Genomic DNA, 23,987 nt, shown 5'->3' with positions numbered 1-23,987 from the left:
GTACCCCGCAAGCCCTGTTCAGCCGCCCGAGAGCACCCTGACCAGGTCTTCCGCGGTACGGCACCGGTCCAGCAGCTCCTTGACGTGATTTCGCGTTCCGCGTAGCGGTTCCAGGGTTGGGACGCGCTGGAGGGAGTCCCGGCCCGGCAGGTCGAAGATGACGGAGTCCCAGGAGGCCGCGGCCACGTCGTCCGCGTACTGCTCGAGGCAGCGGCCGCGGAAGTAGGCGCGGGTGTCCTCCGGCGGCTTCGTACGGGCCCTGTCGACCTCGGACTCGTCCAGGAGCCGCTTCATGCGCCCGCGGGCCACCAGGCGGTTGTACAGGCCCTTCTCGGCCCGTACGTCGGCGTACTGGAGGTCGACGAGATGGAGACGGGCGGCGTCCCAGTCGAGGTCGTCGCGGCGGCGGTAGCCCTCCATGAGTTCGCGCTTGGCGACCCAGTCCAGCTCGCCGGCGAGGCTCATGGGGTCGTTCTCCAGCCGGTTGAGAGTGTCCTCCCAGCGGGCCAGGACGTCCTTGGTCTGCTCGTCGGCGTCGGCCCCGAAGCGCTCCTCGACGTACTTGCGGGACAGCTCGTAGTACTGCATCTGGAGCTGGACCGCGGTGAGCGTGCGTCCGCTGCGCAGGGTGATCAGGCGCTGCAGGCCGGGGTCGTGCGAGACCTGGTGGAGGGTGCGTACGGGCTGGTCGACGGCCAGGTCGACCGCGATGAAGCCGTCCTCGATCATGGACAGGACGAGGGCGGTGGTGCCCAGCTTGAGGTACGTCGAGATCTCGGAGAGGTTCGCGTCGCCGATGATCACGTGGAGCCGGCGGTACTTCTCCGCGTCGGCGTGGGGCTCGTCGCGGGTGTTGATGATGGGCCGCTTCAGCGTGGTCTCGAGGCCGACCTCGACCTCGAAGTAGTCGGCGCGCTGGCTGAGCTGGAAGCCGTGTTCGTGGCCGTCCTGGCCGATGCCGACGCGGCCGGCGCCGGTGACGACCTGGCGGGAGACGAAGAAGGGGGTCAGGTGGCGCACGATGTCCGAGAAGGGGGTTTCCCGCTTCATCAGGTAGTTCTCGTGCGTGCCGTAGCTGGCGCCCTTGTTGTCGGTGTTGTTCTTGTAGAGGTGGATGGGCTGTGCGCCGGGGAGCTGGGCCGCCCGCTCGGCGGCCTCGGCCATGATCCGCTCGCCGGCCTTGTCCCAGAGGACGGCGTCCCGGGGGTTGGTGACCTCGGGGGCGCTGTATTCCGGGTGGGCGTGGTCGACGTAGAGGCGTGCGCCGTTGGTCAGGATGACGTTGGCGAGGCCGATGTCCTCGTCGGTGAGCTGGCTGGCGTCGGCGGCCTCGCGGGCGAGGTCGAAGCCTCGTGCGTCCCGTAGCGGGTTTTCCTCCTCGAAGTCCCAGCGGGCCCGGCGGGCCCGGTGCATCGCCGCTGCGTAGGCGTTGACGATCTGGGACGAGGTGAGCATGGCATTGGCGTTGGGGTGGCCGGGGACGGAGATCCCGTACTCCGTCTCGATGCCCATTACTCGCCGTACGGTCATGCGGCCCTCCTTGCCCGGCGGCGCCCTCGGTCGTGGGCGCTGCTCGCGTACCGCCGGTGTTGCGGTGCGTGTGCGGTGCCCGTCTCCGCACTGCGCGACTCGGCGGTAGTGAAGAGCCTAGAACGCCTTTGCGCTGGTGGGGAGATCATTTGCGTCATTGCCTGCTCCGGTCGTGGCCTGAAAAACAGTCGGCTGCGGGTACCCGCCGAGGGCACCCGCAGCCGCCCTGCCGTTACAGGTACTGACCGGTATTCGCCACGGTGTCGATGGAGCGTCCGGTGTCGGCGCCCTGCTTTCCGGTGATGAGGGTGCGGATGTAGACGATCCGTTCGCCCTTCTTTCCGGAGATGCGGGCCCAGTCGTCGGGGTTGGTGGTGTTGGGCAGGTCCTCGTTCTCCTTGAACTCGTCCACGCAGGCCTGGAGGAGGTGGGAGACCCGAAGGCCCTTCTGGTTCTTCTCGAGGAAGTCCTTGATGGCCATCTTCTTGGCGCGTCCGACGATGTTCTCGATCATGGCGCCGGAATTGAAGTCCTTGAAGTAGAGGACTTCCTTGTCGCCGTTGGCGTAGGTGACCTCCAGGAAGCGGTTCTCCTCGGATTCGGCGTACATGTGCTCGACCGCCGTCTGGATCATGCTCTGGACGGTCGTCTCCTTGCTGCCGCCGTGTTCGTCGAGGTCGTCGGCGTGGAGCGGCAGGCGCTCGGTGAGGTACTTGCCGAAGATGTCCTTGGCGGCCTCGGCGTCCGGGCGCTCAATCTTGATCTTCACGTCGAGGCGGCCGGGGCGCAGGATGGCGGGGTCGATCATGTCCTCGCGGTTGGAGGCGCCGATGACCACGACGTTCTGCAGGCCTTCCACGCCGTCGATCTCGGCGAGGAGCTGGGGGACGATGGTGTTCTCCACGTCGGAGCTGACGCCGGAGCCGCGGGTGCGGAAGAGGGATTCCATCTCGTCGAAGAAGACGATGACGGGGGTGCCCTCGCTGGCCTTCTCACGGGCGCGCTGGAAGACGAGGCGGATCTGCCGCTCGGTCTCGCCGACGTACTTGTTCAGGAGCTCGGGGCCCTTGATGTTGAGGAAGAAGCTCTTGCCGGCGGCCTGCCCGGTGACCTCGGCGACCTTCTTGGCGAGCGAGTTGGCGACGGCCTTGGCGATGAGGGTCTTGCCGCATCCGGGGGGGCCGTAGAGCAGGACGCCCTTGGGCGGGCGCAGCTCGTGCTCCTTGAAGAGGTCGGGGTAGAGGTACGGCAGCTCGACGGCGTCGCGGATGGCCTCGATCTGGTTGCCGAGGCCGCCGATCTGCTCGTAGCCGATGTCGGGGACCTCTTCGAGGACGAGTTCCTCGACCTCGCTCTTGGGCACGACCTCGTAGACGTAGCCGGAGCGGGATTCGAGCAGGAGGGCGTCGCCGGGGCGGATGGTGACGTCCAGCAGCGGCTCGGCGAGCCGTACCACCCGCTCCTCGTCGGTGTGCCCGAGGACGAGGGCGCGTTCGCCGTCCTCGAGGATCTCCTTGAGGGTGACGATGTCGCCGACGCGCTCGAACTCCATGGCCTCGACCACGTTGAGCGCCTCGTTGAGCATGACTTCCTGGCCACGCCTGAGGTCGTCGAGGTCGACGCTGGGGCTGACGTTCACGCGGAGCTTGCGGCCGCCGGTGAAGATGTCGGCGGTGCCGTCCTCGTTGGCCTGCAGGAAGACTCCGAAGCCGGCCGGCGGCTGGGCGAGCCGGTCGACCTCTTCCTTGAGGGCCACGATCTGGTCGCGGGCCTCGCGGAGGGTGTTGGCCAGGCGCTCGTTCTGGGCGGAGACGCCGGCCAGGTTGGTCTGCAGCTCGACGATCCGCTCCTCGAGAATCCTCGTGTGCCGCGGAGAGTCGGCGAGCTTGCGTCGCAGGACGGCGATCTCCTGCTCAAGGTAGGCGATCTGCCCGGCCGGGTCGTCGGACCCTCGTCCCGGGCGGATGCCGCGGTTCATGTCGTCGTCGTGGGCTGCCACGGTCCTCACCTCCTCCAAGGGGAGCTGGACGCTTCCAGACCCTACCTGGGTGGGTGACGATTGAAACCCCTAGATCACAGAGACTGTCAAGGTGTGTCGTCGGTCACCCGGTGCGCTCTCCCTCGTGCCGAGGGGATACCCACTCAACGTGATTCGGAAGCGGCTTGTTCCATGTCGGGAACGGTCAAAACCCTTCAGGAGTGGCCGGAGTTGTCCGTTCCGGGCCGGTCGTCCGGTAGGTGGGCAGGGGTGCGAGCGCTCGCGCGATCATCACGCAGAGCGACGGGTCGGGCGGTGGGCGTCACGGCCGGGGCGGCTGGAAAGCGGCCGTCCCGGTGTCCGGGGCTCCCTTCCCCGGTCGAGCGCTCGTACCCGCGAGGGCGGGGCGGAAACCCGTTCTCGCCCGAACGTGGGGGTGATGGGCGCGGAGGTAGGGTCGGGGGTGTTCAACAGCCGCTGGTGCGGACCGGGCTGGCGTGCGCGCCGGGCGGGCCGTCCGGCGATCCGACGGCAGGAGAGGTGACCGTGCAGCAGGAGGCCCCGGGCGGCGAGGCGCTGGAGGTGTGGATCGATCAGGATCTGTGCACCGGCGACGGGATCTGCGCGCAGTACGCGCCTGAGGTGTTCGAGCTGGACATCGACGGGCTGGCGTATGTCAAGGGCGCGGACGAGGAGCTGCTTCAGGACAGGGGGGCGACGGTGCCGGTGCCGTTGCCGCTGCTGGCGGATGTGGTGGACTCGGCGAAGGAGTGTCCCGGCGAGTGCATTCATGTGCGCCGGGTCGCGGACGGGGTAGAGGTCTACGGGCCGGAGGCGGAGTAGGTCCGCTCGGTCGGCCGGTCGCGGTGCCGGTGCCAGTGGCGGCTGTCCGGTCGCCACGCGCGCGTGGGTGCCGGTGTCGGCCGCCGGTGGGGCGCGCGTGCGTGGGGCCCGGTGGGTGCCGCCGGGGCGGCGGGCCGGGTCACACGCTGTGGGGCGTGGCGGGGGCGGAGCGGATGAACGCGGTCCCGTTCCACTGCCATTTGGTGGGGGTTTTCAGGTCGGGGCAGCAACTGGGTACGTCGGCCGAGGAGTAGCCGAGCAGGGTGGCGGTGACGCTGCGCGCGCGGAGGGCGAAGTCGGTGACGGTGGTGCGGTCCTTGGGGTCGACGAGGGTGGCGACCACGCGGGGTTTGGCGTTGTCGCTGCCCCGGGTGAGGACGTAGACGCCGTCGGGCGGGGTGCCCATGGGGGCGTCGCAGTGGACGACGGCGACGGTTTCCGGCCTGCCGTCGCCGTCGAGGTCGCCGGTGGCCTTCTTCACGACGATCGCTTTGACGGGTCCGCAGCTGAGGGGGAAGGTCACGCCGGTGGTGCCGGGCGGCGCCGCGGCGGCGGGAGCGGACTTGGCCTCGGTGCCGGGGGCCGGCTGGGCGGCCGTGGCCGATCCGGGCTGCGCCACGGAGGACAGGGCGATGACGCCGGCGACCGCGGTGGCGGTGGCGACCCAGTGGATGGGCCGGGTGTGCGTGTGGGCGAGCTCCGGAACGGCGGATTGCTGCACTAGGAGTGTCTCCTGTGAGGGCTGTGCCGGTGGGGTGGCCAGCATGGTGCCACACGTCACAGTGCGGGGGAACGGCGGGGTCGGTACGGGTTGGCGTGGGCGTGGGGCCCGCGCGCGGTCGTACGCACGTGGTGCCGTGTCAACGTGCGGGCGCCGTGCCGGGGTTCCCGGGTGAGGTGGGGAACTCGGTCACGGCGCCCGTGCGTTGTGGTGCCGGAGGGAACGGCTGTCAGCGGCCGGTGCCGCCGTCGGCGTTGGGACCGGCGTAGTCCTCGCCGTAGGCGCCCTTGGCGGGGCGGCGGCGGCGCATGGGCGGCTCCACGCCGTCGGCGAGGCGGCGGGCGGTGAGGAGGAAGCCGGTGTGGCCGATCATGCGGTGGTCGGGGCGGACGGCGAGGCCCTCGATGTGCCAGTTGCGGATCATGGTCTCCCAGGCGGTCGGCTCGTTGAAGCAGCCGATCTCCCGGATGGACTCCACGGTCCGGGCGAGCTGGGTGGTGGTGGCCACGTAGCAGCACAGGATGCCGCCGGGGACGAGGGCCTTGGAGACGGCCTCGAGGCATTCCCAGGGGGCGAGCATGTCGAGGATGACGCGGTCGACGTCGGTGTCGGAGAGGTTGTCCTGGAGGTCGCCGACGGTGAGCCGCCAGGCGGGGTGCGGGCCGCCGAAGTAGCGCTCGACGTTGGCCTGGGCGATCTCGGCGAAGTCGGCGCGGCGCTCGTAGCTGTGCAGCATGCCCTGGTCGCCGATGGCGCGCAGCAGGAAGCTGCTGAGCGAGCCGGAGCCGACGCCGGCCTCCACCACGCGGGCGCCGGGGAAGATGTCGGCGAAGGCGAGGATCTGCCCCGCGTCCTTCGGGTAGACGACGGCTGCCCCGCGGGGCATGGACAGGACGTAGTCGGGGAGCAGGGGGCGCAGCGCGAGGTAGGCGACGTTGCCGGTGGTGCGGACAACGCTGCCCTCGGGAGCGCCGATCAGTTCGTCGTGCGGGAAGGAGCCCTTGTGGGTGTGGAAGTTCTTCCCGGCTTCGAGCGTGAACGTGTAGTGGCGGCCCTTGGGGTCGGTCAGCTGTACCTGGTCCCCGACCTTGAAGGGCCCGCGCCTGCGGGCGGCACCGGTCGGTTCGGACATGTGACCAGCCTACCGGCACCTGAGGGGGCCGCCGACCATCAGGAGGGGCGGGCCATGGCCTTCACGAAGGCGCGTTCGACGTCGGCCGCGGACAGGACGCCGTAGATCTCGCCGGTCTCCTCGACGACGAGGTATTCGGTGGCCGGGGTGGCGCGCAGGGTGTCGAGGAGTTCCTCGCCGGCCAGCTCGGCGGAGACGCGCATGCCGTCGGTGAGCTCCTGGGCCAGGCCGCTGACGGCGACCCAGGGGCGGCGGTGTTCGGGCACGCCGACGATGGCGGCCTCGCGGACGAGGGAGAGGGGGTTGCCGTCGGCGTCGACGACGACGAGGGCGCGGGCGCCGGCGGCGTTGGCACGGCGCAGGGCCTCGGAGAGGGGGGTGTCGTTCTCGACGGGTACGGCACGGCGGGTGAGGGCGCGGGCGCGGAGCTCGGGGAGGTGTTCGCGCAGGCGGGCCATGCGCAGGCTGTTGCCGGCGCCGGTCCAGATGATGGCGGCGAGGATGGCGGCGAGCAGGGCGTCGGTGACCGTGTCCATGCCGTTGCTGTCCTGGCCGCTGCCGCCGAACGTGCCGGAGCGGTTGAGCAGGGGCAGGCCGATCAGGACGGTGAGGGCGAGGGCGCGGCCGACCCATGCGGCGGCGACGGTGCCGGTCATGGGTTTGCCGGTGATCTTCCAGACGACCGCGCGGAGCATGCGGCCGCCGTCGAGGGGCAGGCCGGGCAGGAGGTTGAAGATGGCGACGATGAGGTTGGAGATCATCAGGCCGGCGAGGAGGACGCCGGGGACGGTGTCGGGCTGGACCGGCTTCATGGCGAGGTAGAAGACGCCGGCGAGGACGAGGGAGAGCAGGGGGCCGACGAAGGCGAGGACGAATTCGCGGCCGGGGGTCTCGGCCTCTTTCTCGATCTCGGAGACGCCGCCGAAGAACTGGAGCTGGATGCGGCGGACGGGGAGTCCGAAGCGGATGGCGGCGACCGTGTGGGCCAGTTCGTGGACCAGGACGGAGGCGTAGAAGGCGACGGCGAAGAAGAGGGAGACGAGGTAGCGGGCCGCGCCGAGTCCGGGCAGCACGCGATCGAGCTGGCCGCCGAAGACCCAGGTGATGAGCGCGGCCACGAGGAACCAGCTGGGCGCCACGTACACGGGCACGCCGAACGGCCGCCCCATCAGCAGCCCGCCCCCCGGCTCCTTGGGCCGCTGCGGGGGTTCCCCCTTGGCGATCCCGGACTGAGCGAGGGTCCGCTGCTCGCCGGGGCCGGTGCGCTGCCCTGCGGGGGCCTTCTCGGGGGCGACGTGCCGGCGGCTCTCGGAGCGCGTCGCCCCAGGGCTGCCGGCCGGCAGGTCCTCGCCGTGCGGCGGCTGCGGAGACGCGGCGACCGGGGCGGACTCGCCGTGCGGCGGCTGCGGAGACGCGGCGACCGGGGCGGACTCGCCGTGCGGCGGCTGCTGTGGCTGCGGGGGCTTGGCCGGGGTGGTCCGGTCGTGCGGCGGCTCGGGGGTTGCGCCGCGGGTTTCCTCGCCGTGCGGCGGCTCGGGGGTTGCGGTGCTGGTGTCCTTGTCGTGCGGCGCTCGGGGCGGGGCGGCCGGACCGGCGTCGTGCGGCGCTCGGGGCGGGGCGGCCTCGTCCTTCGTCGGCTCGGGGGGTGCCGCGCCGGTGTCCTCGCCCTGGGGGGCCGGGGGCGGCGCCGGGTCGGGGTCGGTGGGTCGGGGTGCCGGGGGCGTTGGACCTGCGGGGTGCTCGGCCGGCTCGTCGTCGCCGGACCGCGGCTGCCCGTTTCCGCCGCTCACGTCCACGGTGTCCCCTCGTTCGAAGCGTCCTTCGCGCCTGCCGGGCGGAAGGGTCTCGGGTCGATGGTATGCGGCCGTGGTGGCACGTTCCGCCCCGGCTCCCTTGTGTTTGCCCCGTCGTCGTGTGTCCACGCGGCCCGTGGCTGGGTGACTGTCAGTGCCGACCCGTATGGTCTGTGGTCATGGACAGCAGCATCGAGGACGCGGGGGCCCTGCCGGGCGGAGCAGAGGAGCCGGCAGGGGCGGACCCGGTGACAGGGGCGGGCGCCGCGCCAGGGGTCGGTTCCGCGGCCGATGCGGACCCGGTGGCCGCGGACCCGGTGGCCGCGACGGAGCCGGTGCCCGGGGGGAGCCCGGGGGCCACCCCGGCAGCCGGGGCCGCCGGTCCGGACACCTCGTCGGCCGAGGGCGCGACACCGACCGCTGCGTCGACCGAGGGCACAGAGCCGTCCGTCATCCCGGCCGGGACGGCGCATCCCGGCCCCGCGTCGGCCGAGGGCATGGCGCCGATCGCCGCCTCGGTCGACGCGGCAGGGCCGGTCACCGCCGCAGCCGGGGCACCGGGTGCCGGTGAGGGGGCGCGGGGCGGTGGGGTGCCGCGGTCGCTGTCGCCTTCTCGGGCCAGTGACTTCATGCAGTGTCCGTTGCTGTACCGGTTCCGGGTGATCGACCGCCTGCCGGAGAAGCCGAGCGCGGCGGCCACCCGGGGCACGCTGGTGCATGCCGTGCTGGAGCGGCTGTTCGACGCGCCGGCCGCGGAGCGCACCGCGCCACGGGCGAAGGCGTTGATCCCCGGTCAGTGGGACCGGCTGCGGGAGAGCAGGCCGGAGGTCGATGAGCTGTTCGCCGACGACCCGGAGGGCGAGCGCCTGGCCCAGTGGCTCGCCGAGGCCGAGCGGCTGGTGGAGCGCTGGTTCACGCTGGAGGATCCCTCGCGGCTGGAGCCGGCCGAGCGGGAGCTGTTCGTGGAGGCGGAGCTGGAGTCGGGGCTGCGGCTGCGCGGGATCATCGACCGGGTGGACGTCGCGCCGACCGGCGAGGTGCGGATCGTCGACTACAAGACGGGCAAGGCGCCGCGGCCGGAGTACGCGGAGGGTGCCCTGTTCCAGATGAAGTTCTACGCCCTGGTGGTGTGGCGGCTGAAGGGGATCGTGCCGCGGCGGCTGCAACTGGTGTATCTGGGCAGCGGGGACGTGCTCACCTACGACCCGGTGCTCGCGGACCTGGAGCGGGTGGAGCGCAAGCTGCTGGCGCTGTGGGAGGCGATCCGGTCGGCCACGGAGAGCGGGGACTGGCGGCCACGGCCGACGAAGCTGTGCGGATGGTGCGACCACCAGGCGCACTGCCCGGAGTTCGGCGGCACTCCCCCGCCCTATCCGCTCACGCCGAGGGCGGCCGGTTCCGGTGCCGTTGGTCAGGGCAGAATGGGGCCGGACTAGCGAAGGAGTGTCACGTGGCCATCCGTGTCCTACTGGTCGACGACCAGCCCCTGCTGCGTACCGGTTTCCGGATGATCCTGGAGGCCGAGCAGGACATCGCGGTCGTGGGCGAGGCCGGCGACGGCTTGCAGGCCCTCGACCAGGTGCGCGCACTGCAGCCGGATGTCGTGCTCATGGACATCCGGATGCCGCGGATGGACGGGGTGGAGGCGACCCGGCAGATCACCGGGCCCGGCCGGGACGGCCCGGCGAAGGTGCTGGTGCTGACCACGTTCGATCTGGACGAGTACGTGGTGGAGGCGCTGCGCGCGGGGGCGAGCGGGTTCCTGCTGAAGGACGCGCCCGCGAACGAGCTGGTGCAGGCGATCCGGGTGGTGGCGGCCGGTGAGGCGATGCTGGCGCCGAGCATCACCCGGCGCCTGCTGGACAAGTACGCCACTCATCTGCCGTCGGGTGAGGAGCCGGTGCCGGACACCCTGCACACCCTCACCGACCGTGAGGTGGAGGTGCTGAAGCTGGTGGCGCGCGGGCTGTCGAACGCGGAGATCGCCGCGGATCTGTTCGTCAGTGAGACGACGGTGAAGACGCATGTGGGGCATGTGCTGACCAAGCTGGGGCTCCGCGACCGGGTGCAGGCCGCGGTGTACGCCTATGAGAGCGGGCTGGTGCGTCCCGGCGCGCAGTGACGGCGATGTGCGAAGGGCGCCCCCTGGGCAGGGGGCGCCCTTCACGCGTGTCGGGCGGTCAGCTCTTGCTCAGTTCCCAGAACCGGAACACGGTGGAGGCGTCCAGGCAGTACTCCAGGCCGTAGACGCCGTCGCGCACGACGGCGTACTGCTTGGCCTGCCAGACCGGCAGGACGGGCAGTTCGTCGGCCACGATGTCCTGCAGCCTGCCGAAGTCCTTGTCGGTGGCGGCGCGGTCGCTCTGGGCGGCGGTGCCGGGGATCAGGGTCCCGGTGATGGTGCTGTTGGTGTAGTGGTTGCCCAGCACGTTGCCCTCGCCGAAGAAGGGCGCGGTGAAGTTGTCGGCGTCGGGGTAGTCGGGCACCCAGCCCTTGACGTAGACGCCGTACTTGCCGTGGGCGATGTCCTTCTCGTACTGGTCGAAGGGGACGGACTTCACGTCGGCCCGGAACAGTCCGCTGGCGTTGAGCTGGGCGGCGATGGCCTTCAGTTCCTCGTCGGTGGCCGGGCCGTAGCGGGACGGCGTCGACCACAGGGTGAGCTTCACCTTGCCGGTGATGCCGTCCTCGCGCAGCGCGGCGGCGGCCTTGGCCCTGGAGGGGCGGGCGCCGTAGGTGTCGAAGAAGGCGGTGTTGTGGCCGGCGATGCCGGCCGGGACGATCGAGTACAGCGGGGTGGCGGTGTCCCGGTAGACGTCCCTGACGAGGGCGTCGCGGTCGATGAGGTGGGCCATGGCCCTGCGCACGCCGAGCTTGCCCGCGACGGGGTCGTTCATGTTGAAGACCAGGTGCTGGACCTCGGCGCTGCTGCCCTCGATGACGTCGATGCCCTTGGTGCCGTCCTGCCGGTCGAGGCCGGCGATGTCGGCGGCGGTCAGGCCGCGGTAGGCGATGTCGACGTCGCCGTTCTCGATGGCCTTCTTCAGGGCGGTGCGGTCGCCGTGGAAGAACTTGAGGGTGACGCCGGAGTTCTTCACCTTGGCGGTGCCGTGGTAGGCGGGGTTGACGGAGAAGACCGCCCGGTCCTTGTCGAAGGAGTCCAGCGTGTAGGGGCCGGAGCCGACGGCCTTGCCGTCGGTGCGCAGGTGGCCCGCGTCGTACTGGCGGTGGTCGACGATGGAACCGGCGCCGGAGGCGATCTTGCTCGGGAAGGTGGCGTCGGGGACCTTGAGCCTGAAGACGACCGTCTTGGCGTCGGGTGTCTCGACCTTGTCGAGCATGGGGAACATGATGGCCGGGCCGGCCGAGTCGTTGATCCTCAGCATGCGGTCGAAGGAGAACTTCACATCCGCGGAGGTGAGGTCGTCACCGTTGCTGAACTTCAGGCCCGGCTCGAGCTCGCACCGGTAGACCATGGCCCGGCCGTCGGTGAAGGTGCAGCTCTTCGCCGCCTCGGGCTGCGGCTCGGTCGCTCCCTTGGGGAAGCTGAGCAGCGACTGGAAGACGTTGTTGAACAACAGCCAGGATCCGGGGTCGTAGCCGGATGCCGGGTCCGTGGCGAGGACGTCGTCGGACGTCCCCATCACCACGGAGGAGCCGGTGCCCCCGGAGTCACCGGTGTCCGCGCCGCAGCCGGTCAACAGGCCGGAGGCCAGCCCCGCCACGATGGGCAGGACCGGCCACTGGTTGCGCATGTTCACAGCATGTGCCTTGTCGTCGGTCGGTCACCCCGGGGCCGCCGTCCCGGGCCCCGGGCACAGGAGTGTCAGCCGTTCACACCGCGGCCGAGCTCCCAGAGCTGCAGCGTCGAGGACGAGTTGAGGGCGTAGGAGACGCCCGTGATGTCGTCCCGTGCGGCGACGTACTGCTTGCCCTGCCACAGCGGCAGCACGGGGACGTCGTCGGCGACGATGTCCTGAATCCGCGTCAGGGTCTTGGCGGCGTTGAGCCGGTCGGCCTCGCGGCGGGAGTCCGGGATCAGCGTGTGCTGGATGGTGCTGTTGGAGTACGGCGAGCCGAGGAAGTTGTCCTTGTCGAGGAAGGGCGCGAGGAAGTTGTCGGCGTCGGGGAAGTCGGGGAACCAGCCCATGCCGTAGACGTCGAACTGGCCCTTCTGCTCGGCGGGCCGGAACGTCGCCCAGGGGTGGCCCTGGATGCTGACGTCGAACAGGCCGCTGGCGTTGAGCTGCTTCTGCAGGATCTGGAACTCCTGCTTGGTGGCCGGGCCGTAGTGGTCGGTGGTGTAGTGCAGCGTGAGCTTCACCGGGGTGGTGATGCCGGCCTTGGTGAGCACGTCCTTCGCCTTGGCGGCGCTGGGGTTGCCGTAGGTGTTGAAGAACGAGTTGGAGTGGCCGGTGACGGTGGCCGGGACCAGCGAGTAGAGGGGCTCGGCCTGGGTGCCGTAGACCTTGGAGACGAGCTCGCCGCGGTTGATGACCTGGGCCATGGCCTGGCGGACGGCCTTGTTCTTCACGCTGGGGGCGTTGGTGTTGAAGGCCAGGTAGCGGATCTCCAGGCCGGGCATGTCGACGAGGTCGACCTTCTCGTCGGAGCCGGCGTCGAGCTTCTGGATCTGCGCCGGGGACATGGTGCGGGTCATGACGTCGATGTCGCCCCTGTCGATCGCCTCGCCCATGGCCTGCGCGTCGTCGTAGGAGCGGAGCACGACCTGGTCGTTGTTGACCTTCACATAGCCCTTGTAGTCGGGGTTCTTGGTGAAGGTGCCACTGACGATCGCGTTGTCCTTGACGTCGGCCTTGAAGGTGTAGGGGCCGGAGCCGTCGACGTCGAAGCCGTCGCGCAGCTTGCCCTTCTCGTAGTCCTTGGGGTCGATGATGCCGGCGACCGGGGTGGACAGCTTGTACGGGAAGGTGGCGTCGGCGGTCTTGAGGTGGAAGACGACCTCGCGGTCGCCCTGGGTCTCGATGGTGTCGATGGTGTTGAGCAGGGCGGAGACACCACTGTCGGCCTTGATGCGCAGGGCGCGCTCGATGGAGTACTTGACGTCCGCGGCGGTGACCTTGTCGCCGTTGGAGAACTTCAGGCCCTCGCGCAGCTTGCAGGCGTAGCGCTCGTTGCCACTGTCGGTGAAGGAGCAGCTCTCGGCGGCGTCGGGCACGGGGTCGCCCTCGCCCTTGGGCTGGGTCATCAGGGTCTGCACGGTCTGGCGCAGGATGTTCCAGGTGCCGACGTCGTAGGCGTAGGCGGGGTCCAGGGGCGCGGGGGCGTCGCTCGTGGCGGTGAACCGGTCCGTGGTGCCGACGACGATGGCGTTCCCGCTCTTGCTCCCGCTGTCGGATCCGCCGCACGCGGCGAGAACCGGCGTCAGCAGGCCGGCGACTGCCGGCAGCACCAAAGTCTTGCGGTTCATGCGGGAGTTTCTCCAGAGCTGTTCGGGTCCGTGTACCCGGCATGCATGGGTGGTGCGGCGGATCACGGGGGTTGCGGCGATGTTCTCGCGGACGAGATTAGTCCGCACCTGCGGGACGGTTCACAGCCGTGGGAGCGGAGAGGCCATCACGGAGTGAAACCGGTTGCGGACACACCGAACACCCGACAGCGGCAGGATTGGTGCAGCGTTCCATGAATCCGGACACAAGGGCAGGGCCGGCGGCCCCGACGCGGGGCGGTCAGCACACTTGGGCAACGATGTCGAGCCGGACGGGAGTGGGGAACGTCACACTCCCAACTGTGGTCGCGCTTACCGGAATTCGGCCGGTCGGACGGCCGGGAATTCCACCTGGGTGTACTTCCTCGGAATTTTGTCCAACGCGGCCAATGGACTAAGGCTTCGCACGCTGGGTGAAGGGCTGGGGCATTTCCGTCATCAGCCCGCGTAGAAATGCGAGGTCGACCTCTTCGAGGGTGCTCACGACGGTGCGCCGCTCGGCGGGGACGATGGGGGCGACCGAGGGTACGGCCACCACGTGGCAGCCGGCGGCCTCGGCCGCGGCGACGCCGGTGGCGGTGTCCTCGACGACCGCGCATCTGGCCGGGTCCACGCCGAGCCCCGCGGCGGCGAGCAGATAGGGGTCGGGGTAGGGCTTGGTGCGGGAGACCTCGTCGCCGGCGATGGAGAGGGAGAAGTGGCGGGGGCCCAGCACGGTCAGGACCCGGTCGATGATGCGCCGGTGGGAGGCGGAGACCAGGGCGGTGGGGATGGCGTGCTCGTGCAGTTCGGCGAGGAGCCGGGCGGCGCCGGGCATGAGCGGCAGGGCCTGGCCGATGCGGGCCTCGAAACCGTCGTTGAGCAGGACCGAGAGTTCGGCGAGGGTGATGTCGGCGCCGGTGGCCTCGATGAGGAAGCCGGCGCTGCGGGTCATGGGGCCGCCGACCACGACGTGCCGCCAGGAATCGTCGAGGGTGTGGCCGAGAGTGGCGAAGACCTCGACCTCGACGTCCCACCAGAAGCCTTCGGTGTCCACCAGGGTGCCGTCCATGTCGAGGAGCACCGCCTGCAGGGCGGAGCCTTCGGCCGTACGGGTTCCGAGCGCGGGGACCGTGCTGGTCATCCGGGCGCACCTCCTTGAGGGACGACCAGGCCGGTTCCCGCACGGGAACCGGCCTGCAGTGGACCGACCAGTGTACGACTCCGCCGTGCAAAGCGCCTCGTTTATCCCTCGCGCCCTGGGGTATCCCGAAAATCACCCCCGGCGCAGGCCGGAGGGCCAATCGGTCTGCCCCCGCAGGGGCGCGGGGATTTGCGCGACCGGCCGTCCACCCACCCGCGCTCGCGCGCCGACCGGACACGGAGCGGCCGGCAGGTGGCGACGGCCGAACCCCCGGAGGGGTCAGCGGGCGTTGAAGTACTTGGCTTCCGGGTGGTGGATGACGATGGCGTCCGTGGACTGTTCGGGGTGGAGCTGGAACTCCTCCGACAGGTGGACGCCGATGCGCTCCGGCTGCAGGAGTTCGGCGATCTTGGCGCGGTCCTCCAGGTCGGGGCAGGCGCCGTAGCCGAGGGAGAAGCGGGCGCCCCGGTACTTCAGGGCGAACATGTCCTCCATCGCGGCCGGGTCCTCGCCGGCGAAGCCGAGTTCCGCGCGGACGCGGGCGTGCCAGTACTCGGCGAGCGCCTCGGCCAACTGGACGGACAGCCCGTGCAGTTCGAGGTAGTCGCGGTAGGAGTTGGCCTCGAACAGCTTGGCGGTCTCCTCGCCGATGCGCGAACCGACGGTGACGACCTGGAGACCGACGACGTCGGTCTCCCCCGACTCCTCCGGGCGGAAGAAGTCGGCCAGGCACAGCCGGCGGCCGCGGCGCTGGCGCGGGAAGGTGAAGCGCGTGCGCTCGTTGCCCCGCTCGTCCAGGATGATCAGGTCGTCGTCCTTGGACACACAGGGGAAGTAGCCGTAGACGACGGCCGCTTCGAGCAGGTTCTCGGTCTGCAGCCGGTCGAGCAGGCCGCGCAGGCGGGGCCGGCCCTCGGTCTCGACCAGGTCCTCGTACGAGGGCCCCTCACCGGTGCGGGCCTGCCTCAGACCCCACTGGCCCTTGAACAGCGCACCCTCGTCGAGCCAGCTCGCGTACTCCTTGAGCTGGATGCCCTTGACGATCCGGGTGTCCCAGAAGGGCGGGGTGGGCACCGGGTTGTCGGTGGCGACGTCGGAGCGGACGTGCCCCTCCTCCGGCCGCTCCTCGACCTCGACGGTGGCCGCGCGCACCCGGCGCTGCCTCAGCTCCGGCAGCTTCGCCCCCGGCACGCCCCGCTTGACGCCGATCAGGGCGTCCATGAGGCGCAGGCCCTCGAAGGCGTCGCGGGCGTAGCGGACCTCGCCCTCGTAGAGCTCGTGCAGGTCCTGCTCGACGTAGGCGCGGGTGAGGGCGGCACCGCCGAGGATGACCGGGAAGCGGGCGGAGAGGCCGCGCTGGTTGAGCTCCTCGAGGTTCTCCTTCATGATCACGGTGGACTTCACCAGGAGGCCGGACATGCCGATGACGTCGGCCCGGTGCTCCTCGGCGGCTTCCAGGATCGCGGAGACGGGCTGCTTGATGCCCAGATTGACGACGTTGTAGCCGTTGTTGGACAGGATGATGTCGACGAGGTTCTTGCCGATGTCGTGCACGTCGCCGCGCACGGTGGCCAGCACGATCGTGCCCTTGCCCTCGGCGTCCGACTTCTCCATGTGCGGTTCGAGGTAGGCAACGGCCGCCTTCATCACCTCGGCGGACTGCAGCACGAACGGCAGCTGCATCTGGCCGGAGCCGAACAGCTCGCCGACCACCTTCATGCCGTCCAGCAGGGTCTCGTTGACGATGTCGAGGGCGGGGCGGTCCTGGAGCGCGGCGTCCAGGTCGGCTTCCAGACCGTTGCGTTCGCCGTCGATGATGCGGCGCTTGAGGCGCTCCTCCAGCGGGAGGGCGGCCAGCTCCTCGGCCTTGCCGGCCTTGAGGGACTTGGCGGTGGCGCCCTCGAAGAGCTGCATGAGCTTCTGCAGGGGGTCGTAGCCCTCGCTGCGCCGGTCGTGGATGAGGTCGAGGGCGGTCTGCACCTCCTCCTCGCTGAACCGGGCGATGGGCAGGATCTTGCTGGCGTGCACGATCGCGGAGTCCAGGCCCGCCTTGACGCACTCGTCGAGGAAGACGGAGTTCAGCAGGATGCGGGCGGCCGGGTTGAGGCCGAAGGAGATGTTGGACAGGCCCAGCGTGGTCTGCACGGCCGGGTGGCGCTTCTTCAGCTCGCGGATCGCCTCGATGGTGGCGAGGCCGTCCTTGCGGGACTCCTCCTGACCGGTGCAGATGGTGAAGGTCAGGGTGTCGATGAGGATGTCCGACTCGTGGATGCCCCAGTTCCCGGTCAGGTCCTCGATCAGCCGTTCGGCGATCTCGACCTTCTTCTCAGGGGTGCGGGCCTGGCCCTCCTCGTCGATGGTCAGCGCGATCAGCGCGGCGCCGTGCTCCTTCGCCAGCTGGGTGACCTTGGCGAAGCGGGAGTCGGGGCCGGCGCCGTCCTCGTAGTTCACGGAGTTGATCACCGCGCGGCCGCCGAGCTTCTCCAGGCCCGCCCGGATCACGTCGACCTCGGTGGAGTCGAGCACGATCGGCAGGGTGGAGGCGGTGGCGAAGCGGCCGGCGAGTTCCTCCATGTCGGCGACGCCGTCGCGGCCGACGTAGTCCACGCACAGGTCGAGCATGTGCGCGCCCTCGCGGATCTGCTCGCGGGCCATCTCGACACAGTCGTCCCAGCGGCCCTCCAGCATGGCCTCGCGGAACTTCTTGGAGCCGTTGGCGTTGGTGCGCTCGCCGATGGCCAGGTAGGAGGTGTCCTGGCGGAAGGGGACGGACTGGTAGAGGGAGGCGGCGCCGGGCTCGGGCCGGGGCCGGCGCTCGCTCGGGGTGACGCCCTGGACGCGCTCGACGACCTGGCGCAGGTGCTCGGGGGTGGTGCCGCAGCAGCCGCCGACGAGGGAGAGGCCGTAGTCGCGTACGAAGTTCTCCTGCGCGTCCGCCAGGCCCTCGGGACCGAGCGGGAAGTGCGCCCCGTCCTTGGTGAGGACGGGCAGGCCGGCGTTCGGCATGCACAGCAGCGGGATGCGGGAGTGCCGGGTCAGGTACCGCAGGTGCTCGCTCATCTCGGCGGGGCCGGTCGAGCAGTTCAGGCCGATCATGTCGATGCCGAGCGGCTCCAGCGCGGTCAGCGCGGCGCCGACCTCCGAGCCCAGCAGCATCGTGCCGGTGGTCTCGAACGCCATGGAGCACAGCAGCGGCACCTCGATGCCGAGGCGTTCCATGGCGCGGCGGGCACCCAGGACGGAGGCCTTGGTCTGCAGGAGGTCCTGGGTGGTCTCCACGATCAGGGCATCGGCGCCGCCGGTGAGCAGGCCCTCGGCGTTGGCCTGGAAGCCGTCGCGGAGGGTGGTGTACCCGATGTGGCCGAGGGTGGGCAGCTTGGTGCCGGGGCCGATGGAGCCGAGGACCCAGCGCTGGCGGCCGTCGGCGGAGAACTCGTCGGCCACCTCACGGGCGATGCGGGCACCGGCCTCGGACAGCTCGTACACCCGGTCGGCGATGTCGTACTCCGCCATGGCCGTGTGGTTGGCCCCGAAGGTGTTCGTCTCCACGCAGTCGACGCCCACGGCGAAGTACGCCTCGTGGACCGAGCGGACGATGTCCGGACGGGTGATGTTGAGGATCTCGTTGCAGCCTTCGAGGTGCTGGAAGTCCTCGAGGGTCGGGTCCTGGGCCTGGAGCATGGTGCCCATCGCTCCGTCGGCCACCACCACACGGGTGGCGAGCGCGTCCCGGAGCGCGGACGCACGGGTCCGGCTGTCGGCGGAAGGGGTCGGTGGCAACGAGGCCATGAAGGGGCTCCCTGGGGTGCGACGGCTGTCGGCTATGCGGCTTGCCCGGACGGGGGCCGGGCACGGGGCACGGCGTCAGGGTAACCGGGCTTGGGCTTGGATGGGCAGCGGCGTCCACGAGGCGGACGCCGGGGCCGCGGGTGACCGGGCCGGACGGCCGAGCGGCGACGCGCGGGCCACCGCCCATGTAACAGCTGTCGACGGGTCATTGGCGGTGGGTCGACAGCGACCGGTAGTGTTCGACATTGCCGAACAGGGTGATGCATCGTTCGGCAACGGTCGAAGAGGACGGAGGCAGAACGGCGATGGCACGGAACATCCAGTCGCTCGAACGGGCGGCCGCGATGCTGCGGCTGCTCGCGGGCGGCGAGCGGCGGCTCGGCCTGTCGGACATCGCCTCGTCGCTGAGCCTCGCCAAGGGCACCGCCCATGGCATCCTGCGCACCCTCCAGCAGGAGGGTTTCGTCGAACAGGACGACGCCTCCGGCCGCTACCAGCTGGGCGCGGAACTGCTGCGCCTGGGCACCACCTATCTCGACGTGCACGAGTTGCGGGCGCGGGCGCTGGTGTGGACGGACGACCTGGCCCGCTCCAGCGGGGAGAGCGTGTACCTGGGCGTGCTGCACCAGCAGGGCGTGCTGATCGTGCACCACGTCTTCCGACCCGACGACAGCCGGCAGGTGCTGGAGATCGGGGCCATGCAGCCGCTGCACTCCACGGCGCTGGGCAAGGTGCTGTCGGCCTACGACCCGGTGGCGCACAGCGAGGCGCTGGAGGCCGACCGCAAGCCGTTCACGGACCGCACGGTGTGCGATCTGGAGGACTTCGAGCATCTCCTGGACCTCACGCGCGCGCGGGGCTACGCGGCGGACGTGGAGGAGACCTGGGAGGGCGTGGCCTCGGTGGCCGCGCCGATCCACGACCGGCGCCGCATGCCGGTGGGCGCGGTGGGCGTCACGGGCGCGGTGGAACGGCTGTGCCGTGGCGGCGAGTTGCAGCCCGAGCTGATCGCGGCGGTGCGGGACTGCGCCCGCGCGGTGTCGCGGGACCTCGGCGCGCAGCGCTTCTGACCTGCCGCCGACCAGCGGCGATTCCTGCGGAGACGACCGGGACGCGAGCGGCGTTCCGGTTCTCGCCATACCCTGAAATGGACATACCGGGCGAAAGCGTATGTCACCGCAGGAAGGGCCAGGAAGGCTGGAAGAGCCGGAAAGGGTGAGGAAAGGGCGGCAACCGGCAGCGATCAATAACGATCCTGTTTTCGACAACAGAACCCTTGACGCATGCGTGACGCCGAAGCAAGACTCCCGTCCATCGGTCGGCATTGTCGAACACCTACCGGCAATACGCGCTAGAGTGTGACAACGCCAAGGGCCGGCATCGCTCTCACCCCCGAGGGCGCCAACCCCCGGAGGGACCCGGGGTTCGGCTTCCCTGGACGAAGGACAAAGGAGTCGCGGGTGTCCAGCTCCGACATCTTCATCGGCGAGACCATCGGTACCGCCATACTCATCCTGCTCGGCGGTGGCGTGTGCGCCGCCGTGACGCTGAAGGCCTCCAAGGCCCGTAACGCCGGTTGGCTCGCCATCACCTTCGGGTGGGGTTTCGCCGTACTCACGGCTGTTTACACCTCGGCGCCGCTCTCCGGCGCCCACCTGAACCCTGCCGTGACGCTCGCGCTCGCGATCAAGGACAAGGACTTCAGCAACCTGCCGGTCTACTGGGGCGGCCAGCTGTTCGGCGCCATGATCGGCGCGGCCCTGGTGTGGGTGGCCTACTACGGCCAGTTCCACGCGCACCTCACCGACAAGGAGATCGTCGGTGGCCCGGGTGCGCAGGCCACGGCGGCCAAGGCCGTCGAGGCCCAGGAGAAGGGCGCCGGCCCGGTCCTGGGCGTCTTCTCCACCGGCCCGGAGATCCGGAACGCGGTGCAGAACCTGCTCACGGAGATCATCGGCACCGTGGTCCTGGTGCTGGCGGTCCTCACGCAGGGCCTGAACGACAAGGGCAACGGTCTGGGCACCCTGGGCGCCCTGATCACCGCGCTGGTGGTCGTCTCCATCGGTCTCTCGCTCGGCGGCCCCACGGGCTACGCGATCAACCCCGCGCGTGACCTGGGACCGCGCATCGTGCACGCCCTGCTGCCCCTGCCCAACAAGGGCGGCTCCGACTGGAGCTACGCCTGGGTCCCGGTGGTCGGTCCGCTGATCGGCGGCGCCATCGCCGCAGGCATCTACAACGTCGCTTTCGCCTGAGCACGCGCTTCGCGCACGCGCCGTACGTACAGCCCCACACCCAAGGATTTCAGGAGCACACAGTGACCGACGCCCACACCGCAGGCCCGTTCATCGCGGCAATCGACCAGGGCACGACCTCCTCGCGCTGCATCGTCTTCGACCGGGACGGCCGGATCGTCTCCGTCGACCAGAAGGAGCACGAGCAGATCTTCCCGAAGCCGGGCTGGGTCGAGCACAACGCCACCGAGATCTGGACCAACGTCCAGGAGGTCGTCGCCGGGGCCATCGAGAAGGCCGGCATCACCCGCGACGACATCAAGGCCATCGGCATCACCAACCAGCGCGAGACCACCGTGCTGTGGGACAAGAACACCGGTGAGCCCGTTTACAACGCGATCGTCTGGCAGGACACCCGCACCGACGCCCTGTGCAGGGAGCTCGGACGCAACGTCGGCCAGGACCGCTTCCGCCGCGAGACCGGCCTCCCGCTGGCCTCGTACTTCGCCGGGCCGAAGGCCCGCTGGCTGCTCGACAACGTCGAGGGCCTCCAGGAGCGCGCCGAGGCGGGCGACATCCTCTTCGGCACCATGGACACCTGGGTCATCTGGAACCTGACCGGCGGTGTCAACGGCGGCAAGCACTACACCGACGTCACCAACGCCTCGCGCACCCTGCTGATGAACCTGCACACGATGCAGTGGGACGACAAGATCTGCGAGTCCATCGGCGTGCCGATGCAGATCCTGCCCGAGATCCGCTCCTCCGCCGAGGTCTACGGCGAGGTCACCGGCGGCAAGCTCGGCGACCTGCTGGGCGGCATCCCCGTAGCCTCGGCGCTCGGCGACCAGCAGGCGGCCCTGTTCGGCCAGACCTGCTTCTCCGAGGGCGAGACCAAGTCCACGTACGGCACCGGCACCTTCATGGTGATGAACACCGGTGACAAGATCATCAACTCCTACGCCGGTCTGCTGACCACGGTCGGTTACAAGATCGGCGACCAGCCGACGGTGTACGCCCTGGAGGGCTCCATCGCCGTCACGGGCTCCCTGGTGCAGTGGATGCGCGACCAGATGGGCCTGATCTCCACGGCCGCCGAGATCGAGACGCTCGCGCTCTCGGTCGAGGACAACGGCGGCGCCTACTTCGTACCGGCCTTCTCCGGCCTGTTCGCCCCGCACTGGCGCTCCGACGCCCGCGGTGTGATCGCCGGCCTGACCCGGTACGTGACCAAGGCGCACCTCGCCCGCGCCGTCCTGGAGGCCACCGCCTGGCAGACGCGGGAGATCGCGGACGCCATGGTCAAGGACTCCGGCGACGAGCTGGTGACCCTGAAGGTCGACGGTGGCATGACCGCCAACAACCTGCTGATGCAGACGCTCTCCGACGTCCTGGACGCGCCCGTGGTGCGCCCGATGGTCGCGGAGACCACCTGCCTCGGCGCCGCCTACGCCGCCGGCCTCGCCGTCGGCTTCTGGTCCAGCACCGACGAACTGCGCGCCAACTGGCGCCGGGCCGCCGAGTGGACCCCCCGCATGGACGCGGCCACCCGCGACCGTGAGTACAAGAACTGGCTCAAGGCCGTCGAGCGGACCATGGGCTGGCTCGAGGACGAGAGCTGAGCGGCCACCTGACAGCCGGCTCAGACAGCTCTGACGAGGAGTAAGTACCCGACATGACCAGTCAGTCCACCCTGCAGACCCTGCCTGCCCTGGGCACGCACCCGGCCTCCGGCTCGCTCCCGAGCCGGGCCGAGACCCGGGAGCAGCTCGCCAAGGCGTCGTACGACCTTCTTGTGATCGGCGGCGGCATCCTGGGCATCTCCACCGCCTGGCACGCCGCGCAGTCCGGGCTCAGGGTGGCGCTGGTCGACGCCGGCGACTTCGCCGGTGCCACGTCCTCCGCCTCCTCCAAGCTGCTCCACGGCGGTCTGCGCTACCTGCAGACCGGCGCGGTGAAGCTGGTGGCGGAGAACCACTTCGAGCGCCGTGCGGTCTCCCGCCAGGTGGCCCCCCACCTGGCGAACCCGCTCACCTTCTACCTCCCCGTGTACAAGGGCGGGCCGCACGGCGCGGCGAAGCTCGGCGCGGGCGTCTTCGCCTACTCCGCGCTCTCCGCGTTCGGTGACGGCGTGGGCCACCTGCTCTCCCCCGCCAAGGCGGCGCAGGACGTGCCCGAGCTGCGCACCGAGAACCTCAAGGCCGTGGCCGTGTACGGCGACGACCAGATGAACGACGCCCGCATGGCGCTGATGACGGTCCGCGCGGCCGTCGAGGCGGGTGCGGTCGTCCTGAACCACGCCGAGGTCACCGGGCTGCGCTTCACCAAGGGCCGGGTCACCGGCGCCGAACTGCGGGACCGGTTGTCCGGCGAGGAGTTCGGGGTCGGTGCCCGCCTGGTGCTGAACGCGACCGGGCCCTGGGTCGACCACCTGCGCCGCATGGAGGACCCGAACGCGGCCCCCTCCATCCGCCTGTCCAAGGGCGCGCACCTGGTGCTGAAGCGGACCTCTCCGTGGAAGGCCGCCCTCGCGACCCCGATCGACAAGTACCGCATCACCTTCGCCCTCCCCTGGGAGGACATGCTGCTGCTCGGCACCACCGACGAGGAGTACGAGGGCGACCCGGCGGACGTCTCCGTCACCGAGAACGACATAACCCAGATCCTGGACGAGGCCGCGTTCTCCGTCCGGGACCAGCAGCTCGAGCGCGAGCTGATGACGTACGCGTTCGCCGGTCTGCGGGTGCTGCCGGGCGGCCCCGGCGACACCGCCAAGGCCAAGCGCGAGACCGTCGTCACCGAGGGCAAGGGCGGCATGCTGTCCGTCGCGGGCGGCAAGTGGACCACCTTCCGGCACATCGGCCGCACGGTGATGCAGAAGCTGGAGTCGCTGCCGGGCCACCCGCTCGGTGACGACTTCGAGCCGATCTCCTCGCTGCCGAAGAAGCTGCCGCTGCCGGGCATCGCCAACCCGCGCGCGGTCGCCCACCGGCTGCTCACCGACCGCCCGGCGCCCGGCCCGCGCATGGCGGCCGACACCGCCAAGCACCTGGCCACCCACTACGGCTCGCTGGCGTTCGACATCGCCCGCCTGGCGAACGACAACCCGGAACTGGCCGAGCGCGTCCACCCGGACGCCCCGGAGATCTGGGCGCAGGTCGTGTGGGCCCGGGACCACGAGTGGGCCGAGACGCCGGACGACGTGCTGCGCCGCCGGACCACGCTGACCATCCGGGGCCTGGCCACGGACGAGGTCCGTGCCAAGGTCCAGGACCTGCTCGACAAGAAGTAGGCCCCGGTGGGGGCCGGTCCTCCCCCTGACCAGGACCGGCGCCCGCCGACGCTCCGGACCCCGCCGCACCGGGTCCGGATCAGCGGGAGGGGCGGCTCCACGC

General features: G+C 70.4%; 16 protein-coding genes. 7 read left to right on the top strand and 9 right to left on the bottom strand.

Annotation, left to right across the window (positions count from 1 at the left end):
- Window positions 1-18 precede the first annotated feature (18 nt).
- Together dop and arc are read right to left on the bottom strand one after the other, a co-directional pair.
- Complete coding sequence (gene dop / locus ACZ404_RS03170; protein WP_468435537.1) at window positions 19-1,530, bottom strand: depupylase/deamidase Dop; 1,512 nt, start codon at window positions 1,528-1,530, stop codon at window positions 19-21.
- 232 nt (window positions 1,531-1,762) lie between these two features.
- The gene (arc, locus tag ACZ404_RS03165) at window positions 1,763-3,529 is read right to left on the bottom strand and encodes a proteasome ATPase (RefSeq protein WP_468435536.1); all 1,767 of its coding nucleotides are present in this window, start codon (window positions 3,527-3,529) and stop codon (window positions 1,763-1,765) included.
- 519 nt (window positions 3,530-4,048) lie between these two features.
- On the opposite strand from arc, the gene ACZ404_RS03160 reads away from it, so the two are divergent.
- Entirely contained in the window at window positions 4,049-4,351 is a 303-nt protein-coding gene (locus tag ACZ404_RS03160) for a ferredoxin (RefSeq protein WP_468435535.1), read from the top strand.
- A 139-nt stretch (window positions 4,352-4,490) separates the two neighbouring features.
- Here ACZ404_RS03160 and ACZ404_RS03155 read toward each other — a convergent pair whose 3' ends face one another.
- From ACZ404_RS03155 to ACZ404_RS03145, 3 genes are all read right to left on the bottom strand, one after another.
- On the bottom strand, window positions 4,491-5,072 hold the full coding sequence (locus ACZ404_RS03155; RefSeq protein WP_468435534.1) for a hypothetical protein: 582 nt from the start codon (window positions 5,070-5,072) through the stop codon (window positions 4,491-4,493).
- Window positions 5,073-5,301: 229 nt separating this feature from the next.
- The gene (locus tag ACZ404_RS03150) at window positions 5,302-6,204 is read right to left on the bottom strand and encodes a tRNA (adenine-N1)-methyltransferase (protein WP_289935715.1); all 903 of its coding nucleotides are present in this window, start codon (window positions 6,202-6,204) and stop codon (window positions 5,302-5,304) included.
- A gap of 38 nt (window positions 6,205-6,242) precedes the next feature.
- Window positions 6,243-8,000 (bottom strand): site-2 protease family protein, encoded by a 1,758-nt coding sequence (locus tag ACZ404_RS03145; protein ID WP_468435533.1) that lies wholly within the window; start codon window positions 7,998-8,000, stop codon window positions 6,243-6,245.
- A 494-nt stretch (window positions 8,001-8,494) separates the two neighbouring features.
- Here ACZ404_RS03145 and ACZ404_RS03140 point away from each other — a divergent pair, with 494 nt between their 5' ends.
- Entirely contained in the window at window positions 8,495-9,433 is a 939-nt protein-coding gene (locus ACZ404_RS03140; protein ID WP_468435849.1) for a RecB family exonuclease, read from the top strand.
- Between the two features lie 14 nt (window positions 9,434-9,447).
- Window positions 9,448-10,119 carry a response regulator gene (locus ACZ404_RS03135; RefSeq protein ID WP_014671700.1) on the top strand — a complete coding sequence of 224 codons (672 nt, stop codon included), beginning with the start codon at window positions 9,448-9,450 and terminating at the stop codon, window positions 10,117-10,119.
- A 58-nt stretch (window positions 10,120-10,177) separates the two neighbouring features.
- On the opposite strand, the gene ACZ404_RS03130 is transcribed toward ACZ404_RS03135, so the two are convergent.
- The 4 genes from ACZ404_RS03130 to metH form a co-directional block, all read right to left on the bottom strand.
- Complete coding sequence (locus tag ACZ404_RS03130; RefSeq protein ID WP_468435532.1) at window positions 10,178-11,758, bottom strand: ABC transporter substrate-binding protein; 1,581 nt, start codon at window positions 11,756-11,758, stop codon at window positions 10,178-10,180.
- A gap of 65 nt (window positions 11,759-11,823) precedes the next feature.
- Window positions 11,824-13,428, bottom strand: a complete 1,605-nt coding sequence (locus ACZ404_RS03125) for an ABC transporter substrate-binding protein (RefSeq protein WP_468435531.1) — start codon at window positions 13,426-13,428, stop codon at window positions 11,824-11,826.
- Between the two features lie 412 nt (window positions 13,429-13,840).
- The gene (locus ACZ404_RS03120; protein WP_468435530.1) at window positions 13,841-14,569 is read right to left on the bottom strand and encodes an HAD family hydrolase; all 729 of its coding nucleotides are present in this window, start codon (window positions 14,567-14,569) and stop codon (window positions 13,841-13,843) included.
- A 279-nt stretch (window positions 14,570-14,848) separates the two neighbouring features.
- Entirely contained in the window at window positions 14,849-18,358 is a 3,510-nt protein-coding gene (gene metH / locus ACZ404_RS03115) for a methionine synthase (protein ID WP_468435529.1), read from the bottom strand.
- Between the two features lie 305 nt (window positions 18,359-18,663).
- On the opposite strand from metH, the gene ACZ404_RS03110 reads away from it, so the two are divergent.
- The 4 genes from ACZ404_RS03110 to ACZ404_RS03095 all read left to right on the top strand — a co-directional run bounded on the left by ACZ404_RS03110 (window position 18,664) and on the right by ACZ404_RS03095 (window position 23,884).
- Window positions 18,664-19,428: an IclR family transcriptional regulator gene (locus ACZ404_RS03110; protein ID WP_468435528.1), complete on the top strand. Its 765-nt coding sequence runs from the start codon at window positions 18,664-18,666 to the stop codon at window positions 19,426-19,428.
- Window positions 19,429-19,818: 390 nt separating this feature from the next.
- Entirely contained in the window at window positions 19,819-20,613 is a 795-nt protein-coding gene (locus ACZ404_RS03105) for an MIP/aquaporin family protein (RefSeq protein ID WP_468435527.1), read from the top strand.
- A gap of 62 nt (window positions 20,614-20,675) precedes the next feature.
- Window positions 20,676-22,214, top strand: a complete 1,539-nt coding sequence (glpK, locus tag ACZ404_RS03100) for a glycerol kinase GlpK (protein ID WP_468435526.1) — start codon at window positions 20,676-20,678, stop codon at window positions 22,212-22,214.
- Between the two features lie 53 nt (window positions 22,215-22,267).
- Window positions 22,268-23,884, top strand: a complete 1,617-nt coding sequence (locus ACZ404_RS03095) for a glycerol-3-phosphate dehydrogenase/oxidase (protein WP_468435525.1) — start codon at window positions 22,268-22,270, stop codon at window positions 23,882-23,884.
- Window positions 23,885-23,987 lie beyond the last annotated feature (103 nt).

The sequence above is a fragment of the Streptomyces sp. NPDC030798 genome (assembly GCF_055572275.1).
The sequence above is the reverse complement of the archived record's forward strand: the minus strand, read 5'-3'. Positions and strand labels throughout refer to the sequence as shown.

Coding starts and splice junctions, on each gene's coding strand:
- ACZ404_RS03120 (WP_468435530.1), bottom strand. CDS start 14,569: ATGACCAGCACGGTCCCCGCGCTCGGAACCCGTACGGCCGAAGGCTCC.
- ACZ404_RS03110 (WP_468435528.1), top strand. CDS start 18,664: ATGGCACGGAACATCCAGTCGCTCGAACGGGCGGCCGCGATGCTGCGG.
- metH (WP_468435529.1), bottom strand. CDS start 18,358: ATGGCCTCGTTGCCACCGACCCCTTCCGCCGACAGCCGGACCCGTGCG.
- ACZ404_RS03095 (WP_468435525.1), top strand. CDS start 22,268: ATGACCAGTCAGTCCACCCTGCAGACCCTGCCTGCCCTGGGCACGCAC.
- ACZ404_RS03125 (WP_468435531.1), bottom strand. CDS start 13,428: ATGAACCGCAAGACTTTGGTGCTGCCGGCAGTCGCCGGCCTGCTGACG.
- ACZ404_RS03140 (WP_468435849.1), top strand. CDS start 8,495: ATGGCGCCGATCGCCGCCTCGGTCGACGCGGCAGGGCCGGTCACCGCC.
- dop (WP_468435537.1), bottom strand. CDS start 1,530: ATGACCGTACGGCGAGTAATGGGCATCGAGACGGAGTACGGGATCTCC.
- ACZ404_RS03150 (WP_289935715.1), bottom strand. CDS start 6,204: ATGTCCGAACCGACCGGTGCCGCCCGCAGGCGCGGGCCCTTCAAGGTC.